General features: G+C 54.8%; 21 protein-coding genes. 3 read left to right on the top strand and 18 right to left on the bottom strand.

Annotation, left to right across the window (positions count from 1 at the left end):
- Positions 1-33 precede the first annotated feature (33 nt).
- Both J0A66_RS02780 and J0A66_RS02775 read left to right on the top strand, forming a co-directional pair.
- Positions 34-957: a 1-aminocyclopropane-1-carboxylate deaminase/D-cysteine desulfhydrase gene (locus J0A66_RS02780; protein ID WP_338143854.1), complete on the top strand. Its 924-nt coding sequence runs from the start codon at positions 34-36 to the stop codon at positions 955-957.
- Positions 958-1040: 83 nt separating this feature from the next.
- Positions 1041-1814: a DUF748 domain-containing protein gene (locus J0A66_RS02775; protein ID WP_206572233.1), complete on the top strand. Its 774-nt coding sequence runs from the start codon at positions 1041-1043 to the stop codon at positions 1812-1814.
- 262 nt (positions 1815-2076) lie between these two features.
- Here the strand turns inward: J0A66_RS02775 and J0A66_RS02770 are convergent, their stop codons facing one another.
- The 16 genes from J0A66_RS02770 to J0A66_RS02695 form a co-directional block, all read right to left on the bottom strand.
- Positions 2077-2457 (bottom strand): hypothetical protein, encoded by a 381-nt coding sequence (locus J0A66_RS02770; protein WP_206572232.1) that lies wholly within the window; start codon positions 2455-2457, stop codon positions 2077-2079.
- Positions 2458-2544: 87 nt separating this feature from the next.
- Positions 2545-2958 carry a DUF192 domain-containing protein gene (locus tag J0A66_RS02765; protein WP_206572231.1) on the bottom strand — a complete coding sequence of 138 codons (414 nt, stop codon included), beginning with the start codon at positions 2956-2958 and terminating at the stop codon, positions 2545-2547.
- Positions 2959-3042: 84 nt separating this feature from the next.
- Positions 3043-4212 (bottom strand): hydroxymethylglutaryl-CoA reductase, encoded by a 1170-nt coding sequence (locus tag J0A66_RS02760; protein WP_206572230.1) that lies wholly within the window; start codon positions 4210-4212, stop codon positions 3043-3045.
- 232 nt (positions 4213-4444) lie between these two features.
- Positions 4445-5155 carry a purine-nucleoside phosphorylase gene (gene deoD, locus J0A66_RS02755; RefSeq protein WP_206572229.1) on the bottom strand — a complete coding sequence of 237 codons (711 nt, stop codon included), beginning with the start codon at positions 5153-5155 and terminating at the stop codon, positions 4445-4447.
- A complete protein-coding gene (locus tag J0A66_RS02750) occupies positions 5152-6393 on the bottom strand; it encodes a phosphopentomutase (RefSeq protein ID WP_206572228.1) in 1242 nt (413 codons plus the stop codon). The genes deoD and J0A66_RS02750 overlap by 4 nt, the downstream gene beginning before the upstream one ends.
- On the bottom strand, positions 6372-7709 hold the full coding sequence (locus J0A66_RS02745) for a thymidine phosphorylase (RefSeq protein ID WP_206572227.1): 1338 nt from the start codon (positions 7707-7709) through the stop codon (positions 6372-6374). Before J0A66_RS02745 ends, J0A66_RS02750 begins: the two co-directional genes overlap by 22 nt.
- A gap of 2 nt (positions 7710-7711) precedes the next feature.
- On the bottom strand, positions 7712-8485 hold the full coding sequence (gene deoC / locus J0A66_RS02740; protein WP_206572226.1) for a deoxyribose-phosphate aldolase: 774 nt from the start codon (positions 8483-8485) through the stop codon (positions 7712-7714).
- 205 nt (positions 8486-8690) lie between these two features.
- A complete protein-coding gene (acnB, locus tag J0A66_RS02735; RefSeq protein WP_206572225.1) occupies positions 8691-11303 on the bottom strand; it encodes a bifunctional aconitate hydratase 2/2-methylisocitrate dehydratase in 2613 nt (870 codons plus the stop codon).
- A 197-nt stretch (positions 11304-11500) separates the two neighbouring features.
- Positions 11501-12709 carry a tetratricopeptide repeat protein gene (locus tag J0A66_RS02730; protein ID WP_206572224.1) on the bottom strand — a complete coding sequence of 403 codons (1209 nt, stop codon included), beginning with the start codon at positions 12707-12709 and terminating at the stop codon, positions 11501-11503.
- A 168-nt stretch (positions 12710-12877) separates the two neighbouring features.
- Positions 12878-13711, bottom strand: a complete 834-nt coding sequence (locus J0A66_RS02725) for an HDOD domain-containing protein (RefSeq protein WP_206572223.1) — start codon at positions 13709-13711, stop codon at positions 12878-12880.
- Between the two features lie 28 nt (positions 13712-13739).
- Positions 13740-13988, bottom strand: coding sequence for a DUF1289 domain-containing protein (locus J0A66_RS02720; RefSeq protein WP_206572222.1), 249 nt, complete (start codon positions 13986-13988; stop codon positions 13740-13742).
- Between the two features lie 7 nt (positions 13989-13995).
- Complete coding sequence (locus J0A66_RS02715) at positions 13996-17112, bottom strand: efflux RND transporter permease subunit (RefSeq protein WP_206572221.1); 3117 nt, start codon at positions 17110-17112, stop codon at positions 13996-13998.
- A 13-nt stretch (positions 17113-17125) separates the two neighbouring features.
- Entirely contained in the window at positions 17126-18355 is a 1230-nt protein-coding gene (locus J0A66_RS02710) for an efflux RND transporter periplasmic adaptor subunit (protein WP_206572220.1), read from the bottom strand.
- Positions 18356-18396: 41 nt separating this feature from the next.
- Complete coding sequence (locus J0A66_RS02705) at positions 18397-18717, bottom strand: hypothetical protein (RefSeq protein ID WP_206572219.1); 321 nt, start codon at positions 18715-18717, stop codon at positions 18397-18399.
- On the bottom strand, positions 18714-19415 hold the full coding sequence (locus J0A66_RS02700; protein ID WP_206572218.1) for a PepSY domain-containing protein: 702 nt from the start codon (positions 19413-19415) through the stop codon (positions 18714-18716). The genes J0A66_RS02705 and J0A66_RS02700 overlap by 4 nt, the downstream gene beginning before the upstream one ends.
- A 71-nt stretch (positions 19416-19486) precedes the next feature.
- Positions 19487-21556 carry a M13 family metallopeptidase gene (locus J0A66_RS02695; protein WP_206572217.1) on the bottom strand — a complete coding sequence of 690 codons (2070 nt, stop codon included), beginning with the start codon at positions 21554-21556 and terminating at the stop codon, positions 19487-19489.
- A 349-nt stretch (positions 21557-21905) separates the two neighbouring features.
- Between J0A66_RS02695 and J0A66_RS02690 the strand changes: the two genes are divergently transcribed.
- Entirely contained in the window at positions 21906-22307 is a 402-nt protein-coding gene (locus J0A66_RS02690) for an ExbD/TolR family protein (protein WP_206572216.1), read from the top strand.
- Between the two features lie 103 nt (positions 22308-22410).
- Here the strand turns inward: J0A66_RS02690 and lpdA are convergent, their stop codons facing one another.
- Entirely contained in the window at positions 22411-23832 is a 1422-nt protein-coding gene (gene lpdA, locus J0A66_RS02685; protein WP_206572215.1) for a dihydrolipoyl dehydrogenase, read from the bottom strand.
- A 164-nt stretch (positions 23833-23996) separates the two neighbouring features.
- A complete protein-coding gene (aceF, locus tag J0A66_RS02680) occupies positions 23997-26120 on the bottom strand; it encodes a dihydrolipoyllysine-residue acetyltransferase (RefSeq protein WP_206572214.1) in 2124 nt (707 codons plus the stop codon).
- Between the last annotated feature and the right edge of the window lie 16 nt (positions 26121-26136).

Here is a 26136-nt window from a genome sequence, read left to right as displayed (position 1 = left end):
TAGTCGTTCTCCAGTTCAGGACATATCAGCATAGTGCCAACCGACCCGCAAGCTGAAGCAAAATTAATCTCCCGCCTGGGCATCAGTCTGCCCTCGCCAGTACAGAAGCTCGATCCGGGCTGGCCGGGCTGCGAATCACTGCAACTCTGGATTAAGCGGGACGATCTAATCCATCCGGTTATCTCAGGCAACAAATGGCGGAAGCTTAAATATGCCCTGCTTGATGGTCTGTGCGCTCAGGTGGGAGAAATAGTCAGCTTTGGCGGCGGTCACTCCAACCACCTGCATGCTCTGGGTTATTGTTGCTGGAAACTGGGCATTCAGTTGACGGCCCTGATCAGGGGCGACTATCGGCATCAACCCACCCCCATGCTGCAGGATCTGAAAGCCTGGGGCGCGCAGGTCCGCTATCTGGATAAACAACACTATCGCCGGCGAACTGAGCCGGATTTCCTGCAACAACTGCAACATGTTCATCCTCACGCCTTGATTATTCCAGAAGGCGGAAGCCAACCCCAGGCACTGCCGGGCGTAGGGGAGCTGTTAAATGAGCTGGAACAGGATGTTACCCATATCCTTCTTCCTGTGGGCAGTGGCGGTACCCTGGCCGGACTGATCAGGGCACGTTGCCGCGCCCAATTGATAGGCATTGCCGTACTCAGGGGGCGGGGCTATCTGGAACAGGAGGTGATGGATCTGGTCAGCGATCCCGGCGCCTGTGACTGGCAGATATGCCATGACTTTCATTTTGGCGGTTATGCCAAAGCTCCCGCCCCCTTGCGGGATTTCTGCCGGCATTTCAGCCTGCAGACAGGTCTGCCCGTAGAGCCTGTCTACAGCGGAAAGCTGTTTTTTGCCCTTAAATCCCTGTGCCAAAGCGGCTTTTTCCCTGCTGGCAGCAAGGTGCTGGCCCTCCATACCGGAGGCCTGCAGGGTAAGCGCATCGGGAGTGAATGATTTGGTAACCCGGTGAGTTTGCTCTAGGATAAGGACCAGCAATTGATTCAATTTGCCTGACAACCACCGCAAAGGAAGCCCCGATGAAAAAACTCCTGTTAATCCTGCTTGTTCTCTTGCTCGCTCTTGCCGGAGCCTTTATTTATCTGGCCTCCGGCGCCGATGAACTGATCCGTACCCAGTTGGAAAAGCAGGGCAGCAAGGTGCTGGGTACACCGGTGACGGTCAGCAGCGTTGAGCTGGTCTGGACCGAGACACGTCTGACCATATCCGGCCTGGATATCGACAATCCCAAAGGTTACTCGGATAACCAGGCTTTTCATCTTGGCCAGGTGCGCTTGGATCTGGGTACGGCCACCAGCGAACCCTACCAGGTTGAGGAAGTGTTGATCGAGGCCCCCGAGGTTCTTTACGAAGTAAATGCACAGGGGCAGGCCAACCTGATGATACTGAAAGACAACCTGCAAAGCGCGCTACCAGCTAACCGGGACCAGGCGAAAGATCCTGCGCAGGGACCAGCTCCTTTACTGGCGGTGCAGCAAGTCACCGTCAGCAATGCGCGCCTGAGGCTGGATATCAGCGCACTGGAAACAGGCGACTTGCAGCTTGAACAGAAGGTCTTCGATATCACCTTGCCCACCTTTTCGGCCGACCCGGTTGGGGTGCCGGATGGCTTGCCTGCCGACCAGGTGGGAAGCGCCATTATGAACAGCATGCTGGCCAATCTGATTGATCAGGCCAAAGACCAAATCCGTGAAAAAGTGAAGGACAAAGCCAGGGAAAAACTGGATGAGAAAAAGGATGAACTGATGGACAAAGCCAAAGATAAATTGAAAGGCCTGCTGGACAAAAAATAGGATACCAGTCGGAGTAATCTTTAGTGCAATCAGAGCTGCCCACAAAGGATTAGTCCAAGGGGCGGCTTCGAAGGCATAGTGGTGCGATGTCGAGAAGCTGGAACGCAGAAATAATCCTTTCTGGGCGCTCTCGACAACTGCTCCTGCGTTGTTCTACTTCACGCCATCCATGGCGCTCCTTGCGGGCGAAGACAAAATGCCCGCTACCTGTGTTGCACGCATTCGATTTAGCGCCACCAGACCTTCATGCGACCCCTTGGTATCAGAAAGAAGCGCTGAGCAACTGGCTGACAAAGTCCCGCAGTTGCTCCTCATCCTGTGAGAAACACACCGGCATCTCGATGCTGTCGTCCAGTCTGGCACTGATGATACTGTCAAACGGCGCGCCCACCTCGCAGGCCACCCCCAGGCACCCCTTAAACTGGGCTTGCCGGTAGGTATCGATGAGTTCTGTCAGGGCATCGTTAGTGACCGCCGCAATATTTCTGGGGTGTTCAAACAAAACCCATCCTGAAAGACCTGCAACTTCATCCAGCACGGCCTGACGATATTTCACCAGACCTGGCTGGTTGAAACTGCCTTCGGGGAAAGTGTGCAGTACCCTGCCTTCCACTTTGAGCTTGAAAGCGCCGTGTTCAAACAATGCCTGACATTCCGCCTGTACGATAAAGGAAATAGTATAGAAGAATTGTATTAGGGACTGTCACTTTCGACATTGCTTTCCCTTTGACTAATGGCCTATCTGCACCCTGTCGCCCGGCTTGATTCCCTGGGTAGCAAACCAGCCCTGATTCATCTCCCAGGCATAACTGGCCGGTTGGTCCGAGCTGACAGGTGTCAAATCATGAGGCTGCATGGATTTGATGGACAGGACTCTCCCCTCCCCGTCCAGGTACGCCACATCCAGCGGAATCAGGGTGTTTTTCATCCACATGCTGATTTCCCTGGGCTGTGCATACTCGAACAGCATGCCGCAATCCTCACACAGAGTTTCTCTGTGCATCAGTCCCATGGCTCGCTGCTCATAGCTCTTGGCCAGCTCCAGGGTGAGGGAGCGGTCATTGAAAGCGACCTTCACAGAGCCAAAGCCGACGGCCGACACCGTTACAGACACAACGATCAGAAGCAAGCTCAACAGGCGCATGGAAAGTCCTCGTGGGGTCGTTATCAACGCCCTACAAGGTATCCCTGCCGACAACTTTTTTCAATCAAACCGCAAGGGTAATTATCAGGGGCGGTTACGCCCCAGCCTGTCATGGCTGCTGACCCAGTGTCCTGCGATGACCGCGCAGGCCAGGGAAATGTCGCCCGCCAGGACGGTGGCGGCGACGATTTCAGCCAGCTTGTTGGCCTTGCCTTTGCCGTAACACCCCAGCAGATTAAGACATTCTTTTTGCGTGGGCAGGCCGGTGCCGCCGCCATAGGTGGCCACAATCAAGGACGGCAGGGTCACCGACAGATAGAGATCGTCATTGTCCAGTAACTCGTGGGACATATGACCGGCATGGGATTCCACCACATTGGCCTCATCCTGGCCCGTAGCAATAAACAATGAGGCGATACCGTTGGCCGAATGGGGGCCATTGTAGGCAGCGCCGGCTATCCTGGCGCCAATATTGGACATGACTGCCGCCTTAGCCATCATCCGGGTATCGGTGTGCAGCATACGGCGCACCACGTCCTTTTTCAGAACTATCTCGGCTATGACCCTTCTGCCCCGGCTGTGGATCATATTCAACTGGGAGTGTTTCTTGTCCGTATCCATATTACCGGACAGCAGGTAGTCACAGGGAATGGGTGAATTGGCCTTGATCCACTCACTGGCCGCCAGCGTGGCTTTACTGACCATGTTTTGCCCCGCCGCATCGCCGGTGGTGTAGTTAAAGCGCAAGTAACGACTGCGGGCCACCGACCATTGCTCGATATGTTGCAGCTTGGCGATACTGCTGGTGCTCTGAGCCACTTCAGCTATCTCTCCGAAGTGCTCATTGACCCACTGGCCAAAATCCCTGGCCTGGCGGGCGTTTTCAAATAAAAAGGCCGGTGCCCGCTGCATGAATTGCTCTACTACGGTGGTCATTACCCCGCCACATTCATTGATCACCCGCATACCGCGGCTGTAACTGGCTACAAGTGTGCCTTCGGTGGTGGCAAGGGGCACATAAAACAATCCGTTGGCATGTTCGCCATTAACCTGTACCGGACCGGCAATCCCCACCGGCATTTGCACTATGCCGATAAAATTTTCGATATTGCCCGGCAAGACGGCAGGATCGATACTGTACTGGCCGGTGAGCTCCAGGCTTTCGCCTGTCTTATCAGATAGAAATTCCCGGCGCTGGCTGGCCATTTCCTGGGTGTAATCATTTTTTCTGTCTCTGGGCAGACGATCTGTCATTTCATGTCCTTTTGTCATCAGTGAGCCACAGGCGTTGGAGACTGATATCGCTTTGTTAATTCAACACGCCGTACAAAGGTAGCAATCCCAAGCATTATTCACACCAGCATATAGCATGTTTGCTGCAGCTGATATGACAACCCGGTTTAGTGACAATGAAATGAAGCCAAAGGGAACAGCTTGGCTAAAAAGGCCCAGAGTTGCACCAGAAAGGCGCAGCTCTGCCCCTCTTTCACAGCAATAGCGCAGTCTGCAGACCCACTTCAATCATATTATCCAAGCCCGTCTGGCGCTGCTTCGGCGATAAGGCCTGACCGCTACGCAGATGATCCGATACGGTGGCCATGCACAAAGCTTTGCCGCCGAACCTGTGAGCCACCCCATACAAGCCGGCGGCTTCCATTTCCACGCCCAGCACCCCCATCTTTTCCATCAATTCCAGGATGTCCGAACCTTCCCCATAAAAGAGATCTGTGGAAAAAATATTCCCCACCTTGACGGGAACCCCCCTGGTCTGGGCCGCCTGTACGGCGCTCTGCAATAGCTGGTAGTCGGCAATGGCAGCAAAGTCATGACCGCCGAAGCGCTGGCGGTTAATGGACGAATCCGTGCAAGCCCCCATGGCGAGCAAGACATCCCCCAGCTCGACCTTATCGCTGACGGCTCCACAACTACCAACCCGGATCAGGTGCTTCACGGAGAAGTTGCGCAGCAGCTCTGTGGCATAAAGTACGCAGGAGGGTATCCCCATCCCCGATCCCATCACAGACACCTGTCTGTCACGGAAGTAGCCTGTATAGCCGAGCATATTGCGCACATCGGTCACCAATCTGCTCCGGTGTAAGAAACGTTCGGCAATATACCTGGCTCGCAGGGGATCCCCGGGCAACAAAACGGTCTCGGCAAAGTCTCCCGGCTGAGCATTGATATGTAAAGTACTCACAGATTGACTCCTGATCCTGTTGGTTCCAAAAAGGAACACCCGTATGCCAGGGGCGGGAGTCCGAAGTAGCTGGCCAGAGACTGACCAATATCGGCAAAGCTAGATCGCCGTCCGACAGAGCGCCTTCCAACCGACCGCCCTAGCGCCAGTACAGGTACATTCTCCCGGGTATGATCGCTGCCCGGCCAACTGGGATCGCACCCATGGTCAGCGGTGATCACCAGCAAGTCATCTGGCCGCAGACGAGCCAGCAGCTGTGGCAGACGTTGGTCGAAATATTCCAGCGCCCTGGCATAACCCGCCAGATCGCGTCTGTGTCCGTATTCAGTGTCAAAATCGACAAAATTGGTAAATACCAGCCCCGACTCCTGCAAGGTGTCCCAGGCTTCAAGGGTTTTATCAAACAGTTGCGCCAGCCCGCTGGCTTTAAGGCTGGTGCCGATTCCACGGTGGCAATAGATATCGGCTATTTTTCCCACACCGGACACTTGATGTCCGGCTTCGGTCAGTTTGTCCAGTAAGGTGGCAGACGGCGGCGCCATGCTGTAATCCCGACGATTGCGGGTGCGCTGGAAGGCTCCAGCTGCATGGCCGCTGAAAGGCCGGGCAATGACCCGGGCTATCCGGTATGCATCCAGCTCCTGACGGGCAATTTCACACAGCTTGTACAAGGCCTCCAGGCCGAAATATTCTTCATGGCATGCCACCTGAAACACCGAATCACCGGAGGTATAAAAAATGGGTAAGCCACAGCGAATATGCTGCTCGCCCAGCTGTTGTATGATCTGGGTGCCGGAAGCGTGACAGTGCCCAAGACTGCCCGACAGCCCGCATCTAATCAGGATTTTTTCCAGCAGCGTTGCTGGAAAGCAATCAGCCTTATCGGGAAAATAGCCCCATTTGGATAACACCGGCACCCCTGCCATTTCCCAGTGTCCGCTGGTGGTGTCCTTGCCGGTACTGATGGATGCTGCATAGCCGTATGCGGCCACGACCGGTGTCAGCATGGATAAACCCGCCGGCCAACTGCCGGTACTGAGGTATGCCGCATGGGCCAGACCCAGACGCACCAAATTGGGGATATGCAAAGGACCCTGACGGCCTTGATCGGCCTCGCCCCTGGCGCAGGCTTGGGCAATATGACCCAGGGTATCGGCACCTGCATCACCAAACACCTCAGCATCATGACTGGCGCCTATGCCAAAGGAGTCGAGCATCAGAATGATGGCCCGTGGCATTGTCCCACCTCCCCGAGAATAATGGGGTGGGGTGCAGGCTTCTGGGGTCCTGTCTTGATGGCTTCAAGCAGCAGGGCCCGGCATTTCTCCGCCTGATGATGATGGCGGGCGTGAATCACTGCAAGAGGGCGTCCGCTGTCTACAAATGTCCCCACTTGGCACAGCTCACTCAGACCGACGCTATGATCTATGCAATCGGTTGCCTGGACTCGGCCTCCACCCAGACCAATCAGGCTTATACCGAGTTTCCTGCAGTCCATCTGCTGCACATAGCCGCTATCGCCGGCATAAACCGGCAGCTGTATCGGTGCCTGCGGCAAATAAGTTGCCGCCCGTTCAACAAAGTCCGCCGGGCCGCCGGCGGCATGGATCATGGCGGCAAAGCGCTCAAGAGCTTTCTGGCTGTCAAGAGCCTTCATCAGAGCCACCCTGGCCTGTTCAGGAGTTGGCTGCAAGCCGGACAAGCACAGGAGTCTTTCCCCCAGTGCCAGGCAAAGCTCCAGTAACCTTGACGCTCGTCGCTGGCCTGTCAGAGAATCCAGGGCTTCCTGCACTTCCAGGCTATGACCCACGCTGGCAGAAAACACCTGATTCATATCAGTCACCAGCGCCGCACAAGACAGCCCCAGTTGCTGCGCGATCTGGGTGATGAGTGAGGCCAGTTGTGCTGCGTTATCGGTATCTGGCATAAAAGCGCCGTTGCCTTGCTTGACATCCAGCAACAGATACTGGATACCGGCGGCCAGCTTCTTGCTCAGAATTGATGCCTGTATAAGGGCAGCCGACTCGACACAGGCGGCATTATCCCGAATGGCGTACAGGCGCTTGTCAGCTGGGGCCAGTTGGGAGCTTTGTTCGACAATCGCCAGGCCGGTCTGTTTCACCTGGGTTTTGAATTCCCCGGTACTGCGACAAGTACGGAAACCGGGGATCGCCTCCAGCTTGTCCAGTGTGCCACCCGTATGGCCCAGACCCCGGCCTGAAATCATCGGTACATAGGCGCCACAGGCTGCCAGCATGGGAGCCAGCACCAAACTGGTCAAATCGCCCACTCCGCCGGTGCTGTGTTTGTCCAGCAAAGGGCCGTCCAGGTGCATATCCCGCCAGTCCAGTACGCTGCCTGAATCACGCATGGCCCGCGTCAACGCGACTTGTTCAGCGACAGCCATGCCTTGACAGCAAACAGCCATGGCAAAGGCGGCCACTTGCGCATCGCTAAGCTGACCCTGGGTAATCCCCTTGACCAGAAACTCAATTTCCTGGGCGCTAAGAAGCTGGCCACGACGCTTTTTGTCGATCAGCTCTTTCATCCACATACTCAGTAGCCCTGATCTTGGGTAGCTGTGCTGTTGGTACCTGACAGCTCAGCCATCAGGCTGTCCAGCAGTCCTGAAGCGCCAAAGCGAAAATGCGAAGGCGATATCCAGCATGCTCCCATCAGCTCGTCGGCCAGGGACAAATACCCGGCGGCCTGTTCCAGCGTACGTATCCCGCCTGCCGCCTTAAAACCTACCGCCGGATTAAGCCGGTGGATCTGTTCCAGCATCAGCCTGGCCGCATCCAGCGTGGCATTAACCGGCGCCTTGCCGGTGGAGGTTTTGATAAAATCCGCGCCACAGTCAATGGCCAGGGCAGCGGCCTGGCTAATCAGCCCGCTGTGCTCCAGCTCGCCGGTTTCAAGAATCACTTTCAGGACCGCTTTGTGGCACCAGCGCCTGCAGCTTTTCAGCAACCTTGCGACTGACCCAACCTCGCCCCCCTGCAGTTGCCGGTAGGGCATGACCAGATCTATCTCATCGGCGCCCGCCGCCAATGACTGGCCGATCTGTATCTCAATCTGATGGAGCGAAAGATCACCGTGCGGAAAATTAACCACAGTGGCCAGTCGCACTTGGTTGCCCGGCACGGCGTCCAGCCGGGTCCGGGCGTGCTTAAGCCACAGGGGATAGATGCAGATTGCCGCTACCGGTCCCCAGGGGGTCTGGGCCTTGTCACATAAAGCGGAAATGGTCTGCTGGGAGTCTGTTTCATTCAAACAGGTCAGATCCACCAGCGGCAGGGTGCGTCTGGCGACCGAGTGCAGGTTATTCATCGAAGTTCCACCCAAGTTCTGTTAATTAGTGCTAACCACGACTTGGTTCCATGAAGAGCCCGCACAAGGTGCGGGACAAAAAATCCGTTTTAACGTACCGGTTAGTTCTAACGCCTGGCGGCGCTGTATACAAGGGGGGCAAAAGAGGTACCCCAAAAGGGCAAAAAGCCGGGACAAGCCCGGCTTTCAGAGGATTGAACTGACCTTAGGCCACGTTCAGGGTAGGGATGATATTGGCTTTGGCCTTCTCTTCCGCTTTTGTGAACACATCCATACGATCGAAGTTCAGGTAGCGATACACATCGGCCGCCATGGAATCGATCTTACTGGCATACTGCAGGTACTCTTCGGTGGTGGGAATCCGTCCCAGGATAGCACCCACTGCCGCCAGCTCGGCCGATGTCAGGTACACATTGGCGCCATCCCCCAGACGGTTGGGGAAGTTACGGGTGGACGTGGACAGAACCGTGCTGCCGGCCTTGACCCGCGCCTGGTTACCCATACACAAGGAACATCCGGGCATTTCCGTGCGTACCCCGGCACGTCCGTAGATGTTGTAATAGCCCTCTTCCATCAACTGGGCCTGGTCCATCTTGGTTGGCGGCGACATCCACAGACGGGTGTTCAGGGCGTCTTTGTTCTGCTCCAGCAGCTTACCGGCGGCGCGGAAGTGACCGATATTGGTCATACAGGAACCGATAAAGACTTCGTCCACCTTGTCACCGGCCACGTCAGACAGGGTCTTGGCATCATCCGGATCATTGGGACAGCAGACGATGGGCTCTTTGATATCGGCCAGATCGATTTCGATCACTTCAGCGTATTCGGCATCCTTGTCGGCGCGCATCAGGGACGGATTGGCCAGCCACTCTTCCATCTTACGGGCACGACGCTCCAGGGTACGGGGATCGCCGTAGCCTTCATTGATCATCCAGCGCAGCATGGTGATATTGGAGCGCAGGTACTCGGCCACGGACTCTTCAGACAGGTTGATGGTGCAACCGGCAGCAGAACGCTCGGCAGAGGCGTCGGACAGTTCGAAAGCCTGTTCGACGGTCAGGTGTTCCAGACCTTCGATTTCCAGGATACGACCGGAGAAAGCGTTAATCTTGCCTTTCTTGGCCACCGTCAGCAGGCCCTGCTTGATACCATAAAGCGGAATCGCATGGACCAGGTCGCGCAGTGTGATCCCTGGCTGCATCTTGCCTTTGAAACGCACCAATACTGACTCTGGCATGTCCAGCGGCATGACACCGGTGGCGGCGGCGAAAGCCACCAGGCCGGAACCTGCCGGGAAGGAAATACCCAGCGGGAAACGGGTATGGGAGTCGCCACCTGTGCCCACAGTGTCGGGCAGCAGCATACGGTTCAGCCAGCTGTGGATGATACCGTCGCCGGGACGCAGTGATACACCGCCACGGTTCATAATGAAATCCGGCAGCGTATGCTGGGTATCGATATCCACCGGCTTGGGATAGGCGGCCGTGTGACAGAAAGACTGCATGGTCAGATCGGCAGAAAAGCCCAGACAGGCCAGGTCTTTAAGCTCATCACGGGTCATGGGACCAGTGGTGTCCTGGGAGCCGACTGTGGTCATCTTAGGTTCGCAGTATGTACCGGGGCGGATACCGTCCACGCCGCAGGCGCGGCCGACCATTTTCTGCGCCAGGGTAAAGCCTTTATCGGATTCGGCTGGCTGCTCCGGGGTACGGAAAAAGTCCGCTGGTGGCAGGCCCAGAGACTCGCGGGCTTTCTCAGTCAGGCCGCGGCCGATAATCATATTGATACGACCACCGACTCTTACTTCATCCAGGATCACCTTGGAGTTGTAATTGTACTCGGCCAGCAGCTCGCCGGTTTCGTGGTTGGTGATCTTGCCCTCAAAGGGATAGATGTCAATGACATCGCCCATTTCCATCTTGTCCACATCGGCTTCAAAAACAAGAGCGCCGGCATCTTCCATGGTGTTGAAGAAGATGGGTGCCACTTTGGAGCCAAAGCAGATCCCCCCGCTGCGCTTGTTAGGCACGCCCGGCATATCCTCACCAAAGTACCAGAGCACCGAGTTGGTGGCGGATTTGCGTGAAGAACCGGTACCGACCACATCGCCGATAAAGGCAACAGGGTGGCCTTTGGCCTTTATCTCTTCGATTTGTTTAAGTGGTCCCACTTCACCTGGCTGGTCGGGCGTAATACCTTCACGGGCCATCTTGTACATGGCGCGGGCATGCAGCGGGATATCTGGACGGGACCAGGCATCAGGCGCCGGCGACAGGTCGTCAGTATTGGTTTCTCCTGTGACCTTGAAAACAGTAACGGTGATTTTCTCTTCCAGCTCGGGGCGACTGGTAAACCACTCGGCATCGGCCCAGGACTGCAGAACTTCCTTAGCGAATGCATTGCCCGCTCTGGCTTTTTCTTCCACATCATGGAAGGCGTCAAACATCAGCAGGGTATGCTTGAGCTCTTCAGCGGCCAATTCGGCCAACTCTTTATCGTCCAGCAGCTCCAACAGGGTTTCGATGTTGTAGCCGCCGTGCATATTGCCAAGCAATTGCACTGCTGCATCCTTGGAGATCAAAGGACTATTGGCTTCACCTTTAACGATGGCTGACAGAAAACCAGCCTTGACATAAGCGGCTTCATCCACGCCTGGAGGGACCCGCTCGGAGAGCAGTTCCACCAGAAACGCTTCTTCCCCGGCCGGCGGGTTTTTCAACAGTTCAACCAGTTCGGCTACCTGCTCGGCGCTCAGAGGTTTGGGGGGGACACCTTCGGCGGCACGCTCGGCCACGTGTTGACGATATGCTTCTAACACAAGTTTTGTCCTCTTGGATGATTAGTTGCCCGCAACATCGGCTGGCGATGCGTGGCAAGGGTATTGAAACCCGACAAGTATAAGGCTTTACAGGGAAAATTTAAATTTGCCGGACCTTTGTTTCACTTATAGCCAATATAAATGCCAGTGATGTTGTACAAAATTTAATAAACCTTATGAATAGATAGGAATCGTTCTCAATTGTCCCCGCTGCCATTTTCAATGGCCTGCAAAGTCTGCAATTTGGCAAAGTATAATTGCCGGGTTTCCTGCTGATAACTTTTGGCCATGGCCTGTTCCAAAGCCCTGGCCGAGCGAATCGTATCGCCCCTCTGATAATAGGTTTTGGCCAGGCCGAAGTAGCCCTGATCCAGATAGGGTGCCAACTCTATGGCCTGATTGTAGAACTGGATGGCATGACCAAAGTGACCTTGCCGGTATGCCTCATTGGCCATCTTCATCCAACTGTACGGATTGGTATCCTCAGAGTTGGTCAACTGGTTGGCCAGCGCTTCTGCCTCGTCAACTCTGCCTTGCCGCAGCAGCAGGTGGCGATAGTTGTCTAACACATTCAAGGATTTTCCGGACTCTTCGAGGGCATAGCGATAAACCCGTTCAGCCCTGTCATCCTGACCTGCCTGTCGATAAATGACCGCCAGAGTATTAAGGCTCTCACTGTTCTTCGGTGAATATATGAGCGCCTCCCTGATGAGCCAGTACGCTTTGGGCAGGTCGCCTTCCACCATCGCCCTGGCCGCCATATTCTGATAATACATGGCAAAAAAGTCGGCTTCTGACACCCGCTCGCCAAGATGATTCCCAGAGTTGGGGAAGTAGTCCACTATGATGCCGGGGCGACGTAAAACCAGCATATCTTCGCCCGGCAGATAACCTGGGTCATATAAGTAGGTACGCACGTGACGCGATAACAACAACAGTTTGTCTTCCATCTGATAGATTGGGATGGAGTTGACCATCTGATAGTCCAGTTCAAGGTCCACCAGCCTGGCCAATGCTGTGGTGAGTATCGCCAGCGACATGCAGTTGCCGGCATTTTGGGTCAAGGCCTCGCTGGCCGTCAGGGTATCGCCACGAAAATTAAACCCCCACAATACGGTCTCCAGATAGCGATAGAGTCTTCGGTGGGGTGCCAGTGGTTGCTGTTCAGGGGCATGAAAGTAATTCAGGAAGTGTGCACTTTGCTCCCTGCTCAGGGAAAATAATTCCTCGGTTGACTGGATATGGCCAGGATGCGGAAATCCGTCCGATTCCAGCGGCAGAGCCAGTGATGCCTGAGTCCTGCTCGGTTGGTCAGGGGTGGAGAGGCAAGCCGTCAGGCAGAACAAAAAACCAAGGGCCAACAATACCCGCCATGTTTGTAATCCCTCTTTGCTGACGATTGTCATACTGCTCCCTGCCTGATACTTAATGACCTGCTTAATCCTATCAGGGGGGCGGCGGACAACCAACTATTCGTCCCCCTGGAAAGCTTACGCATGACGCTTTCCTGATATGTGAACCCAGGGTAGAAAAAGTAGGAAAAAGGTGGGAATTGTTATTGCCAGGCAGCAATATCAAAACAACTCAGGGTTCATCAAAGCCAACAGCTTGTGGGCGTCCATACGGGTGAACTTCATCAAGTCCTGGATATCGTCGGCTTCCAGTTTGAGCTTTTTCAGTCCTGCTGGCGACAGCAGGGCGCTCAGGCTGTATCGGCTGTCCACCATATGCAAAGCCAGGCGGACAGCAAAATGACCGATGAGAATATCCTTACCCGTGCGGGCATTGATGTCCTGATGCACATTGGCAATCACATGGGCGAATTGTTCTGGCAACTGCCATTTTTTCAAGATCAACGCGGAGCATTCGGCATAGGTAAACCCGAGTTCTTCTCGCTGAGTCTGCCAGGGTAAAGCATCCTCGTGATAAGCCTCACATTTACTGGCCAGTTCCGGCGCCCTGGTGGCCACCACCAGTTCGCTGAACTGATGCAGCAGGCCGGTAACAAAGTATTCATCACTGCCACGCACCTTGACAATTTTGCTCATATGCTTGGCGAGCAGGCCTCCGAATACGCTTTGCTGCCAGAAGCGTTTAAGGTTGATGGCTTCATTGGAAAAGTGTTTAAAGGCAGTGGTGGCCGTTTCTGCCAACGCCAGGTTATACAGGGCTTCCCCACCGATGACATTAACCGCCTTGCTGATGGAGTTGATTTGAGCAGGAAAGCGAAACAGGGCGCTGTTGGCCAGGCGCAGCAATTTGGAGCTAAGTGAGGGATCCAGGGCGATGACCTCGGCAATATCGGCCGAATCGGCGGCAGGATCATCCAGCAACGCTCGGATACGCGAACAGGTGTCCGGCAAAGCGAAGGACTGGCTGGCAAATTTGGCCACTTCACTGGCTTTCATCAAGGTTTCTCCACTGGGTCAACATGCCCTATATTTCAAGTTCCCGCTGCTCTGGCTCAGGGCCCTTGTCCCCCTCCTTTTGTCGGGCGAGTTCGGCTCGCCGCTTGCGTAACTGGCAGGCCCTGACAATCTTGCGCTTCACGTCCGGCTCCAGTTGCAGCCAGTACAATCGTTCATCCCGGGACCGGTAGCAGCCCAGACAATATCCCCTGGGCCCTGTCTGGCAAACGCCGATACAGGGGCTGGGGATATCGAAAAACTCTAGCTGCTGTGCCATCTGCGCCCTAAGTGACCCGTCTCTTTTCCAGCATATAGAAAAATACCGGTATCACAAACAGAGACACCAACGGGGCCAGTATCATACCACCCAGCATGGGGGCTGCAATACGCTGCATCACCTCATGCCCCGTCCCCTGTGTCAACATGATCGGCAGGAGACTTGCCAGGATGGTAATAACGGTCATGGCCTTGGGACGAATACGCTGCACCGCCCCTTCCATGGTCGCCTGCAGCAACCCTGATCTGTCCTTTTGCCCAGACTCCTGCCAGGCATGGTTCAGATACAGGTACATGACCACGCCAAACTCAGCTGCGACTCCGGCCAGGGCAATCATACCAACGACAACGGCAATGGACAGGTTGAAACCCAGCAGCCAGAGTAACCAGAGACTCCCTGTTAACGCGATGGGCAGGCTCCCCATGACAACCAGGCTTTGTGACCAGCTTTTCAGGGTCAGGAACAGCAGGATCAGGCATATCACCAGGGTCATTGGGATAAGCTGCCACAACTTTTCCTCCACCCGTTTGAGGGACTCATACTGACCAGACCATTGCACCGAATATCTGGCTGGCAGACTCAACTCTTTGTCCAGCAATACCCTGGCTTGTTGCAGATACTCGCCAATGGATAGTCCCTGGATATCGATAAAGGTCCAGCCCACCTGACGGGCATTCTCACTCTTGATCATTCCAGGCCCCTCCAGGATGCTTAACTCGGCCAGTGCCGACAAAGGTACAAATACCCCTGCCGAGGTGCTGATGGGCAGGTTATTCAGTGCGTCAAGATCCTCGCGGAATCTTGCTTCAAACCTGACATTAATGGGATAGCGTTCGTTGCCTGATACTATCTGGTCGATGGGGGCCCCGCCGATGGCATAACGGACCAGTTCCTGAAGCTGCATCAGACTGATACCGTATTCCCCCAAAGCCTGCAGATTGGGCTGAATATCCAGGTAACGCCCCCCGGCTACCCGCTCAGAGTAAACAGAAAGGGTTGACGGTAACTGGCTGAGAATGCTTTCCACTTGCTGACCGATACGTTGGATCTCGTTCAGATCGGGCCCCGATATTTTCAGCCCCAACGGTGTTTTGATGCCGGTAGAGAGCATATCGATGCGGGTCTTGATAGGCTGTACCCAGGCGTTGGTGACGCCGGGGATTTGCACTTTTTGATTGAGCTCATCGATTAGCTTCTCCATCGTCATACCGTCTCGCCAGGCTTCTCTGGGATACAATTGTATGGTGGTCTCCAGCATCGTCAGCGGGGCTGGATCGGTGGCAGTTTCGGCCCGGCCTATTTTACCGAAGACCCGTTTGACCTCAGGAATCTGCTTAATCAATCGGTCTGTTTGTTGCAGCAACTGTGCCGCCTTGCCCGCACTGATGCCCGGCAACGTGGTAGGCATATAGAGCAAGTCCCCTTCCTCTATTTGTGGCATAAACTCCTTGCCCAGATGCAGCAGGGGATAGGCCCCGGAGGCCAGCACTATGGCTGCCAGCAACAGGCTGATCTTGGGAAAAGCCAGGGTTGCCCTCAGTAATGGTCGGTATATGGCGATCAGTCCTCGGGACAACAGGTTCTTCTGCTCCGGCAGGATATTGCCCCGCACCCAATAACCCATCAGCACCGGCACCAGCGTCACGGCCAGCAATGCCGCACCTGCCATGGCAAAGGACTTGGTCAGGGCCAGAGGGGCAAACAGGCGCCCTTCCTGACCTTCGAGCACAAAGACCGGAAAGAAGCTGGCGGTAATGATCAAAAGGGTCAGGAACAGGGCCGGGCCCACCTGCTGGGAAGCCTGGATCACTAACTGCCAGTGTTCCTCTTTACCGGGTCGCCTGCCATGACGATGCTGGAACTGCTCCAGGATCTTATGCTGATTCTCAATCATCACAATGGCCGCATCCACCAAAGCACCGATGGCAATGGCAATACCGCCCAGGCTCATGATATTGGCACTAATGTCTAATGTGCGCATCAGCAGGAAGGAAAACAGCAAGGCCAGGGGTAACACGATGATGGCCACCAGGGTCGAGCCCAGATGCCAGAGAAATACCAGCAGGACCAGCGAGACAATCGCCATTTCCAGCAGCAGCTTTTCGGTAAGGTTATCCACTGATCGATCGATAAAATCGGATCTGTCATAAGTGGGAACCACCTCGACCCCTTGCGGCAGACTGGCTTTTAGTTCATCTAGCCTGTTCTTGACCCCCTGGATTACCTCCCGGGCATTCTCGCCGCTGCGCATCACCACGATGCCGCCCACTACCTCACCCTGACCATTCAGTTCAGCAATCCCCCTTCTGAGCTCGGGGCCCAACTGAACTCGCGCCACCTCCCCCAGGGTCAGGGGAATATTGGTCGCACTGCGGACTCCGACGGGTATGGCAGAAAAATCATCCAAGCTCTGCAGATAACCTTTAACCCTCAGCATATACTCGGCTTCCCCCATCTCGACACTGGCGCCGCCAGTTTCTCCATTATGGGTGCGGATAGCCTCAATAATCTGCGCTGCGCTCAACTGGTAACGAGCCAACGTAAGCGGATTCAGAACCACCTGATAGGTACGGGTCATACCTCCTACTGTAGCGACCTCGGCCACGCCCGGCACGGACTGCAGTTCCTGCTTTAAGAACCAGTCCTGCAGACTCTTCAGATCGGCCAGATTCCAGTTTCCGCTGGTATCTTTAAGGGCATACTGATAAACCCAGCCAACCCCAGAAGCATCAGGTCCCAACTCAGGCTGAGCCTGGGGTGGAAGCTGACTTCTGGCCTGGTTCAGGTATTCGAGCACCCGGGAACGGGCCCAGTAAATGTCGGTGCCGTCCTCAAACAGCACGTAGAGGTAGGAATCCCCATAGAAGGAAAAGCCGCGCACCACCCTGGCCCCGGGCACCGCCATCATGATGTTGGCCAGGGGATAGGTCACCTGCTGCTCGACCAACTGCGGACTTTGTCCGGCAAAGGGGGTCTTGATGATGACCTGGACGTCTGACAGGTCCGGGATGGCATCCACATTCAGCTCACGCATGGCCTGCCAACCAAAACCGGCAAGCAACATCACCAATAACAACACCAGGCCCCGCTGACGCACTGACAGGGCAATTAGCTTGTGCAACATATTGCCTCCGTTTTTAATGGGCGTGGGACTGGCTGTCCAGCCTCTGCAGACCGGCCGCCAGATTGGCCTCGGAATCGAGCAGGAACTGGCCAGAGGTGACGACCTGCTCTCCTTCTGTCAATCCGGCCAGAATCTCCACCTTACCCTGGGCCTGCATGCCAGTCTGCACGGGTCGTACTGTAAATTCTGTCGGCGAGGAGCGAATCACTACTCTAGCCTCTTCACCAGTGCGAATCAGCGCCTGTTTGTTAACCACCAGCACATCTCGCAAGGGCCCGCCGTAGATGATCACATCGGCGGTCATGCCCGGCTTGACCCGCTCCAGGGTATTGTCCAGGCTAAGGCGCACCTTGAGACTGCGGGTAACAGGATCCAGTTGCGGATAAATGTAGTCGATTCTCGCCTCAACCCGATGCACACCGATGCTGTCCAGATGAATTTCGGCCGGTTTGCCCAGTTTCAGCCAGTCAAACTGGTTTTCAAATACATCGGCAATCACCCAGAGCCTTTTCAGATCGGCAATGGCCAGCATTTCCATTTCCGGCTCCACATACATACCGTGGCGGACATTCAGCGCCGTCACCACACCGGATTGCTGAGCGTAAAAGGGTACCGTATACAGAGACTGGCGGGTCTGCTCCAGTTGCTGGATGACCTTCTCGTCTATGCCCAGTAGCGTCAGGCGCAATCTGGCCTGCTTCAGCAATCTGTCCCTGGAAGGTCCACCGGCATTGTCAAGCACCTGAAGAAAATCGTCCTGGGCGACTATCAGTTGCGGTGAGTACAGGGTGAACAACAACTGTCCCTTTTCAACCCTTTCCCCGACCGCGTGCACTGTCAATGACTCCAGCCAGCCGTTGACCCGGGAGTGGATATGGCTGATATCCGATTCATTGAAAGTCACCGTACCCAGGGTTTCGATATATTTCCATAAATCGTCCCGGCGCACCGGTTCGGTCACAATGGACATGGCCTGTTGGATATCGCCGTCCACCTCCACCCTGACTTGTTGGTCGCTACCTGTGGCCTGAATCCTGACCGGTTCCAGATCCATGCCGCAGATGGGGCAGGTCCCCGGATGATCGCGGACGATATGACTGTGCATGGGACAAACGTAACGGATTTCGCCGGTAATCGGATCCTGCGCCGCGCCAGTCGTTGCGTGCTGATGAGACTGCTGGGCCAACGAGGAATAGGGCTGAAGCAGCGAGATTGCGGCCAGTAAAACAAATAAAAATTTCATTTCGGACTCCTGAATAAGTTAATTGTGAAACACAGACTTATTCAGGCTCTAGGGGGACGAAAGAGATCCGCAGGTAAATTGGCTAGTGGATGGAATGCTCCAGAGAGATAGCTTCCCTGTCCGGAGGTGGCGGGGGGACGGTCTGATGCACCAGTCAATGCCACCGACGAAATGCTGAAGGAACAATGAAACTGGTCACAGCCCTCACAGCAGGCCTCTTCCATTGACTCTGGCTCATCACAGCAGCCATGATCCATCTGCATCATTTGAGCATCCTGCTCCACAGACGGCATGGTCTGACCGACAGGTTGCATCCCCGTCAGCAGTATCAACATCATCAGTATGTGGACCAGGATTCTCAAGACTTTGCCGCTCTTTGGTATTGCCACTTTCGCCATTTTGGCTTGACCAGGCTGTGATACAACATCACAAACCCGCTTAGAGTAAACAACCAGGCAACAAATGCCAAGCTGATCAGTAACGGGTTGTTAAAATCCTCCCGCGCTTCGAAGTCCAGGATATGCAACATCCAGAAAAAATCAAAGAGTCGCCACAGATCCGAGCGGACGGAGAGTATCTGTCCGGATACGGGATGCAGATAAAAACTGGTGTGAATCCAGTCGTCAAAATCCACACGGTAAACCGGGGCGGACAGGTTTCTTACTTCACCTGGCATGCTGTTGAGCAGGCTGACCTGCCGGGCTTGTCCCTTGCCAAGATATTGACTGGCCGCATACTCCGCCGCCTGTCGTTCAGTTAACTGATTCAGCGGGCTTGCAGTAGCAGGGTCCAGCCAGGTGCGTTCTCCGTCCAGCTTCGTCGCCTCAACAGCCACGCCCTGCGGATGGGGTACCCATCTCAGGGACAAATACTGACTGACAGGCAAGTTCAGCTGTTCAGGGACAAATTCTTTGTCCAACTGATGTTTATCTAAAAGATGGGCACCACGGACCATATCAATGGGGATAGAGGTCATTACCACACCGCCGCTGATCCAAAACAACAATTGGATGCCCAGCAACAACCCCAGCCATTTGTGCCAGTTACGCCAGAATTTCATGTTCTTCTCCAAAGAAGAAAAACGAAAGGTGAGGCGTTGTGCCACCTCTCCCTTCGTCCCTTAGGGAAGCCTTACCAGATGCTGACCCTGTCTTCAGGTTTCAGGTACATGGCATCCCCTTCTTTGACATCAAAGGCCTGATAGAAGGCATCCACGTTAGGTACGATACCATTGACGCGGAATTCGCCCGGCGAGTGGGGGTCGCTGAGCAGCCGTGCACGCAGGGCATCGTCTCGCATCTTGGAGCGCCAGACCTGGGCATAGCCCATAAAGAAGCGCTGTTGGCCGGTCAGACCGTCGATCACCGGCGCTTCCTGACCTTCAAGAGACATCATGTAAGCCTTGTAGCCTATGGTCACCCCAGCCAGATCCCCGATGTTTTCACCCAGGGTCAGTTCACCGTTCACATGCTGGCCTTCGATGGGCTCAAAGGCGTTGAACTGGGCGACCAGCTTTTTACCCAGGGCATCGAATGCCGCCCGGTCGGCTTCAGTCCACCAGCTACGCAGATTACCGTCACCGTCATACTTGGAACCCTGGTCATCGAAACCATGGCCGATTTCATGGCCAATCACCGCCCCGATGGCCCCGTAGTTGACGGCATCGTCCGCTTCCATATTGAAGAACGGCGGCTGCAGGATGCCCGCGGGGAAGACGATCTCGTTACGGGTCGGGCTGTAATAAGCGTTGATGGTCTGAGGGGTCATTCCCCAGTCCGTCGGATCCACGGCCTGACCGATGCGTTTCACGTAATAGTCCTGCTCAAAGGCGTTGTAACGCTTGTAGTTGCCGACCAAATCTGCGGGATCGATCTGCAGGCTGGCGTAATCCCGCCATTTATCCGGGTAGCCTATCTTGGGGTTGAATTTGGACAGTTTTTCCAGTGCAGCCTGTTTAGTCTCGTCGGTCATCCAGTCCAGTCCCTTGATGCTCTCGCCATAGGCCCTGATCAGGTTCTTCACCAGTTCATCCATCTTAGCCTTGGCCTGTGGGGTGAAATGACGTTCCACATACTGCTGACCCAGTACCTCCCCCAGCACGTTGCTGGTGGCATTAACCGCCCGTTTCCAGCGTGGCTGCTGCTCAGGGATGCCGTTCAGGGTCCTGGAATGGAAATCGAAATGCAGGTCGACCATTTGCTGATCGAGCTGCGGTGCATAACTGTCCACCAGATGGTAGGTCAGATAGTCTTTCCAGGTTTGTACGTCCGTGCTGCTGAATATCTCCCCCATGGCTTCGAAGTATGGCAACTGACGCACAATCATCTTGTCGACATTCTCCAGGCCCCCTGCACTGGCATAGGCCTGCCAGTCAAATCCGTCTAGCAGGCTCTGCACTTCTTCAGTCTGGCGCAGGTTGTAATTCTTCTCGGCATCGCGGCTTTCCACCCTGGACAGGTGTTTCTCAGCAATACGGGTTTCCAGAGCCAGAATACGCGCGGCAGCCGCCTCTGCATCCTCATGGCCGACTTTGCCCAGCACATCGGCAATATATTGCTTAAGGGATGCGCGGAAGTTCTGGAATTTTTCCTCTTCCTTGAAGTAGTAATCGCGGTCCGGCAGACTCAGTCCGCTCTGGTACAGCCACATACCGTAGGTATTGGGGTCTTTGGCATCGGGGTATACATAAAAACCAAAGGGGGATTGCACACCCTGGGCAAACAGCTCACCCATCTTACCTGCCACTTCGGAATGGCTGCTGACGGCGGCAATGGACTGGAGGTCAGGCTGCAGGGGGCTCAGGCCCAGCTCATTGATGCGTTCCATGTCCGTGAAGCTGTTGTACATGTCGCCCAGTTTCTGGTTATTGCTGTCTTCAGAGGCTGTCTGCCCGGCGGCTTCCTGGATCAGCGTCTTGAGCTGTTCCTGGGTGTTATCATGGAGAATATTGAAAACACCGTACCGGGACTTGTCACCCGGTATTTCGGTAGTGGACAACCACTGGCCATTCACGTGGCGGAACAAATCATCCTGGGGACGCGTCTGCATATGGATGGCCGAGACATCGATACCGGATACTTTGTGTTCCGAGAGTTGTGCGGTCTTTTGTTCTGTTTGTGTGTCTGTCGTCGGGGCAGGTTTGCAGGCCACCAGGCCCAGTGCGGCGGCGACGCCAAGGGCTATGAGGTTAGACTTCATCATTATAATAGTTTTCCTGTTAATGGGATTACAGCGGGTATCCTGGCGCAAAAAAGCACTCCATCCGAGCAAACACATGCAGGTATTTGATGGGATGGACTGCCTGTCAAACAACCCGGCAGCGACGCCGAAGGTTGCGGATACCAAAGCGCAACCAGTCTACTGCCAGAGTGTCAAAACGGCAAAAGGCGGATAGAGGAAATTGTCACACTTTGTAAACTTTTATGTTTTCGGATCTGATTGTGCGTTTTTTACCCAGACCCGGCAATTCTTTGTCTATACTGACTTTTATTCCTTCTCAGGAATAAATTACCTATCTGGAGCAGTGATATGACGTTCAGGAACCCCTGTCATGAAGAAAAAACATAAGTTTGAAACCCAAGATGCCGATATCGATATGACGCCCATGTTGGACATTGTCTTTATCATGCTGATTTTCTTTATTGTGACGACCTCTTTCGTAAAGGAAAAAGGCCTGATCGTCAACCGACCGGATGATGCACAGAAAAGCAATAAACCCAGTAAGAATGTGTCTATCAGGATAGATGCCAACGGCATGATCTTTATGAACGGCCGGCAGATAGATCTGCAACGGGTCGAGGCGAATATTCAAAGTTTCCTGGCCGAAAACAACACAGATTCTGCAGTGATTCAGGCTGATGAGGAGACGAAGCACGGGATAGTGGTCGCGGTACTCGACCAGGCAACCAAGGCCGGCCTACCGAAACTGTCGGTACTGGTGGAAAAGAAATAACCCTGTACAGGACAGAGGCGATATGTTCCCGGCCACGCCTGCATACCGTCCATCCCTGGACATAAAAGGCGCCATCAGGCGCCTTTTTTATCAATAGGCATCGTTATTTCTTCTTTGCCTTGGGGTTGGGCAAATCGGTAATGCTGCCTTCAAAAATTTCTGACGCCAGCCCGATGGACTCGTTCAGCGTCGGGTGGGCATGGATAGTCAGTGCCACATCTTCGGCGTCAGCGCCCATTTCGATGGCCAGTCCGATCTCACCCAGCATTTCACCGGCATTGATACCCACGATAGCACCGCCGACAACACGACCACTGTCTTTATCAAAGATCATCTTGGTCATACCTTCGGTACGGGCAGAGGCAATGGCACGTCCTGAAGCCGCCCAGGGGAAGGTAGCTGTCTCAACATTGACCCCTTTCTCCTTGGCTTCCTTCTCAGTCAGGCCGACCCAGGCGATTTCCGGATCCGTGTAAGCCACGGACGGGATGCAGCGGGGGTCGAAATAATGCTTCTTGCCGGCGATCACTTCGGCCGCAACATGACCCTCATGCACCGCTTTGTGGGCCAGCATGGGCTGGCCAACCAGATCGCCGATGGCGTAGATGTGATCCACATTGGTCTTCATCTGTTTGTCGACGCTGATAAAACCCTTGTCATCGACCTTGACGCCGGCCTTGTCGGCATCCACACGTCCACCATTGGGGCGACGGCCGACGGCGACCAGTACCTTGTCATAACGAACCGGGTCGGACGGCGCCTGTTTGCCTTCGAACGAGACATACAGACCATCGTCCTTGGCTTCCACGTTGGTGACCTTGGTTTCCAGCATCACGTTGAATTTGTCCTTGATGTACTTCTGGTACACCTTGATGATGTCCTTGTCGGCAGCCGGTACCAGCTGGTCGAGGAATTCCACCACGTCGATCTGTGAACCCAGAGCCTTATAGACAGTGCCCATTTCCAGACCTATGATACCGCCACCCAGTACCAGCATCTTCTCTGGAATATCTTTCATTTCCAGGGCGCCGCTGGAATCTATTACCCGCTCATCATCTTTGGGAATAAAGGGCAGGGTCACCGGCTCGGAGCCTGCGGCAATAATGGCGTTGTCAAACTTGATGGTGGTCTTGCCATCCGGCCCGTCCACTTCAAGGCTGTTCTTGCCGGTGAACTTGCCATAACCCTGAACGTGCTTGACCTTACGCATCTTGGACATGCCGGCCAGACCTTTGGTCAATTGTCCCACCACTGAGTCTTTCCAGGAACGAACCTTGTCCAAATCGATTTTCGGCTCACCAAAACTGATGCCGTGATCGGCCATATCTCTGGCTTCATCGATCACTTTCGCCACGTGCAGGAGTGCCTTGGAAGGAATACAGCCCACGTTCAGGCAGACTCCACCCAGCGTTTCGCGGGCGTCAACAATAACTGTTTCAATGCCCAGGTCCGCCGCCCTAAAAGCGGCGGAGTAACCACCCGGTCCTGCTCCCAGCACAACCAGTTGCGTTTTAATCTCGCTCATTAGTGACCTCAATCGTTCAGGGTAAAATTTTAATCAGTTCTATTTCTATCAGACCGGCGGATTTTACCTAGCCGGTTGCCGAGAAGCAAAATGTAGGGCCGAATTAATTCGGTCGCCGGGGCCGATATCATCGACCCCGGAAAGCCGTCTTATTGCGTCCTTTGCTACAGCAGCATCTGGCGGATATCACCCAGCACATCGCTTAAATGCACAGCGAATCTGGCTGCCACCGCCCCGTCGATAACACGGTGATCATAGGACAGTGACAACGGCAGCATCAGTCTGGGTTCAAACTCCTTGCCGTTCCACTTAGGCTTCATCTCGCTTCTGGACACGCCCAGAATGGCCACATCCGGCGCATTCACAATAGGCGTAAAGGCCGTACCGCCAATTCCACCAAGACTTGAAATGGTAAAGCATGAGCCCTGCATGTCAGCGGCCTTGAGCTTACCGTCACGAGCCTTTTTACTGATCTCGCCCAGTTCTTCGGACAGTTCATGGATGCCTTTTTTATCCACATCACGAACCACGGGCACCACCAAGCCTCCCGGTGTGTCCACCGCAATGCCGATATGATAGTACTTCTTCTGGATCAGGGTCTCGCCCGACTCAGATAGCGAGGTGTTAAACACCGGATGCGCTTTGAGCGCGTCCGCCACCGCCTTGATAATAAAGACCAGCGGGGTGATCTTGACTCCCAGCTTTTTCTTCTCGGCAATCTGGTTTTGCTGTTTGCGGAAAGCTTCCAGCTCAGTGATGTCCGCTTCTTCAAACTGGGTCACATGGGGAATGGTCACCCAGTTGCGATGCAGATTGGGGCCGGAAATCTTCTGAATGCGGGTCAGCGGCAGCTCTTCTACTTCACCAAATTTGGAGAAATCCACTTTTGGCGGTGCCAGGACCTGCAGGCCACCTGAACCGGACGCCACCGTTGCACCGGCTGTCATCTTGGGCCGGGACAACTCATACTTCACGTACGACTGCACATCTTCCTTAAGGATCCTGTCCTTACGGCCACTGCCCTTGACCTGCCCCAGGTCCACACCAAACTCACGGGCCAGTCTGCGCACAGCAGGGGAGGCATGCACTTTGCCGCTGCTGGGTTTTTCCCCTGCGGAAGGATGATGAGGCACCGGCGGCGGCTTGGAGCCACTGGCGGCTGTACCGCTGTCGGACTTGCCGGTTTGCTCCTTGTTCTGGCTGTCGCCGCTGTCTTTCTGGGCCTTGTCGTCTGACTCTGCCGCATCCGACTCTTCGGCCTCGGAGCTGTCTCCTTCAACCTCCAGCATCAGGATCAATGAGCCTTCAGATACTTTGTCGCCCGTGCTGACTTTAATCCCTTTTACCTTACCGGCTTTGGGCGAAGGCACATCCATGGTGGCCTTGTCTGTTTCCAGGGTGATCAGGCCGGTTTCCTCCTCGATCTCATCCCCTTCCGAGACCAGGATCTCAATCACCTCGACTTCGGACGCGTCGCCAATATCCGGCACCTTGACTTCAATCACACCGGACTGGCTGGAAGACTTGCTCTTGGCAGTCTTTTCCCCGGCGTCTTTGTCCTGCTTTTCCTTGTCAGCTGACTGGCTGCCATTTTCTGAAGTCTTCTTGTCGTTCTCAGCCTTATCCTCTGATTCCTTCTTATCAGCGCTTTCGCCTTCCACCTCAAGCATCAGGATCAAAGAGCCCTCGGAGACTTTGTCGCCGGTGCTGACTTTGATCGCTTTGACCTTGCCGGCCTTGGGCGAAGGCACATCCATGGTGGCTTTGTCGGTTTCCAGGGTGATCAGACCGGTTTCTTCCTCGATCTCATCCCCTTCCGATACCAGGATCTCAATTACCTCGACCTCAGATGCGTCGCCGATATCCGGTACCTTGACTTCTATGATCCCGGTTTTACCGGATGACTTGCTCTTAGCTTCTTTGTCTTCTTCCTGCTTATCAGACCCTTGGGCTTTGCCCCCGGACTCGGCTTTCTGCCCGTCGTCGGACTTTTCCTGCTGTTTATCCCCTTTATCCTGCTCTGAATCGGAAGGCTCAGCGTCAGCGTTATCCGATGTCTCGAACTTCATAATCAGTTTGCCTTCGCCGACCTTATCTCCGGTTTCCACCAGGATCTCGGCCACCTTGCCGGCAAAAGGCGCGGGGATATCCATACTGGCCTTATCGCTTTCCACTGTGATCAGAGAGTCTTCGGCCTGGACTTCGTCTCCGACTGACACACAGATATCGATGATTTCGACTTCTTCCCCACCTACGTCGGGAACCAGTACATCTTTTGTATTTGACATGCTTGGACTCTCCTTA

Origin of the sequence: Bowmanella dokdonensis (genome assembly GCF_017254865.1) — a bacterium.
In the GTDB taxonomy this organism is placed as follows: Bacteria; Pseudomonadota; Gammaproteobacteria; order Enterobacterales; family Alteromonadaceae; genus Bowmanella; species Bowmanella dokdonensis.
This window is presented reverse-complemented; position numbering and strand designations above follow the sequence as displayed.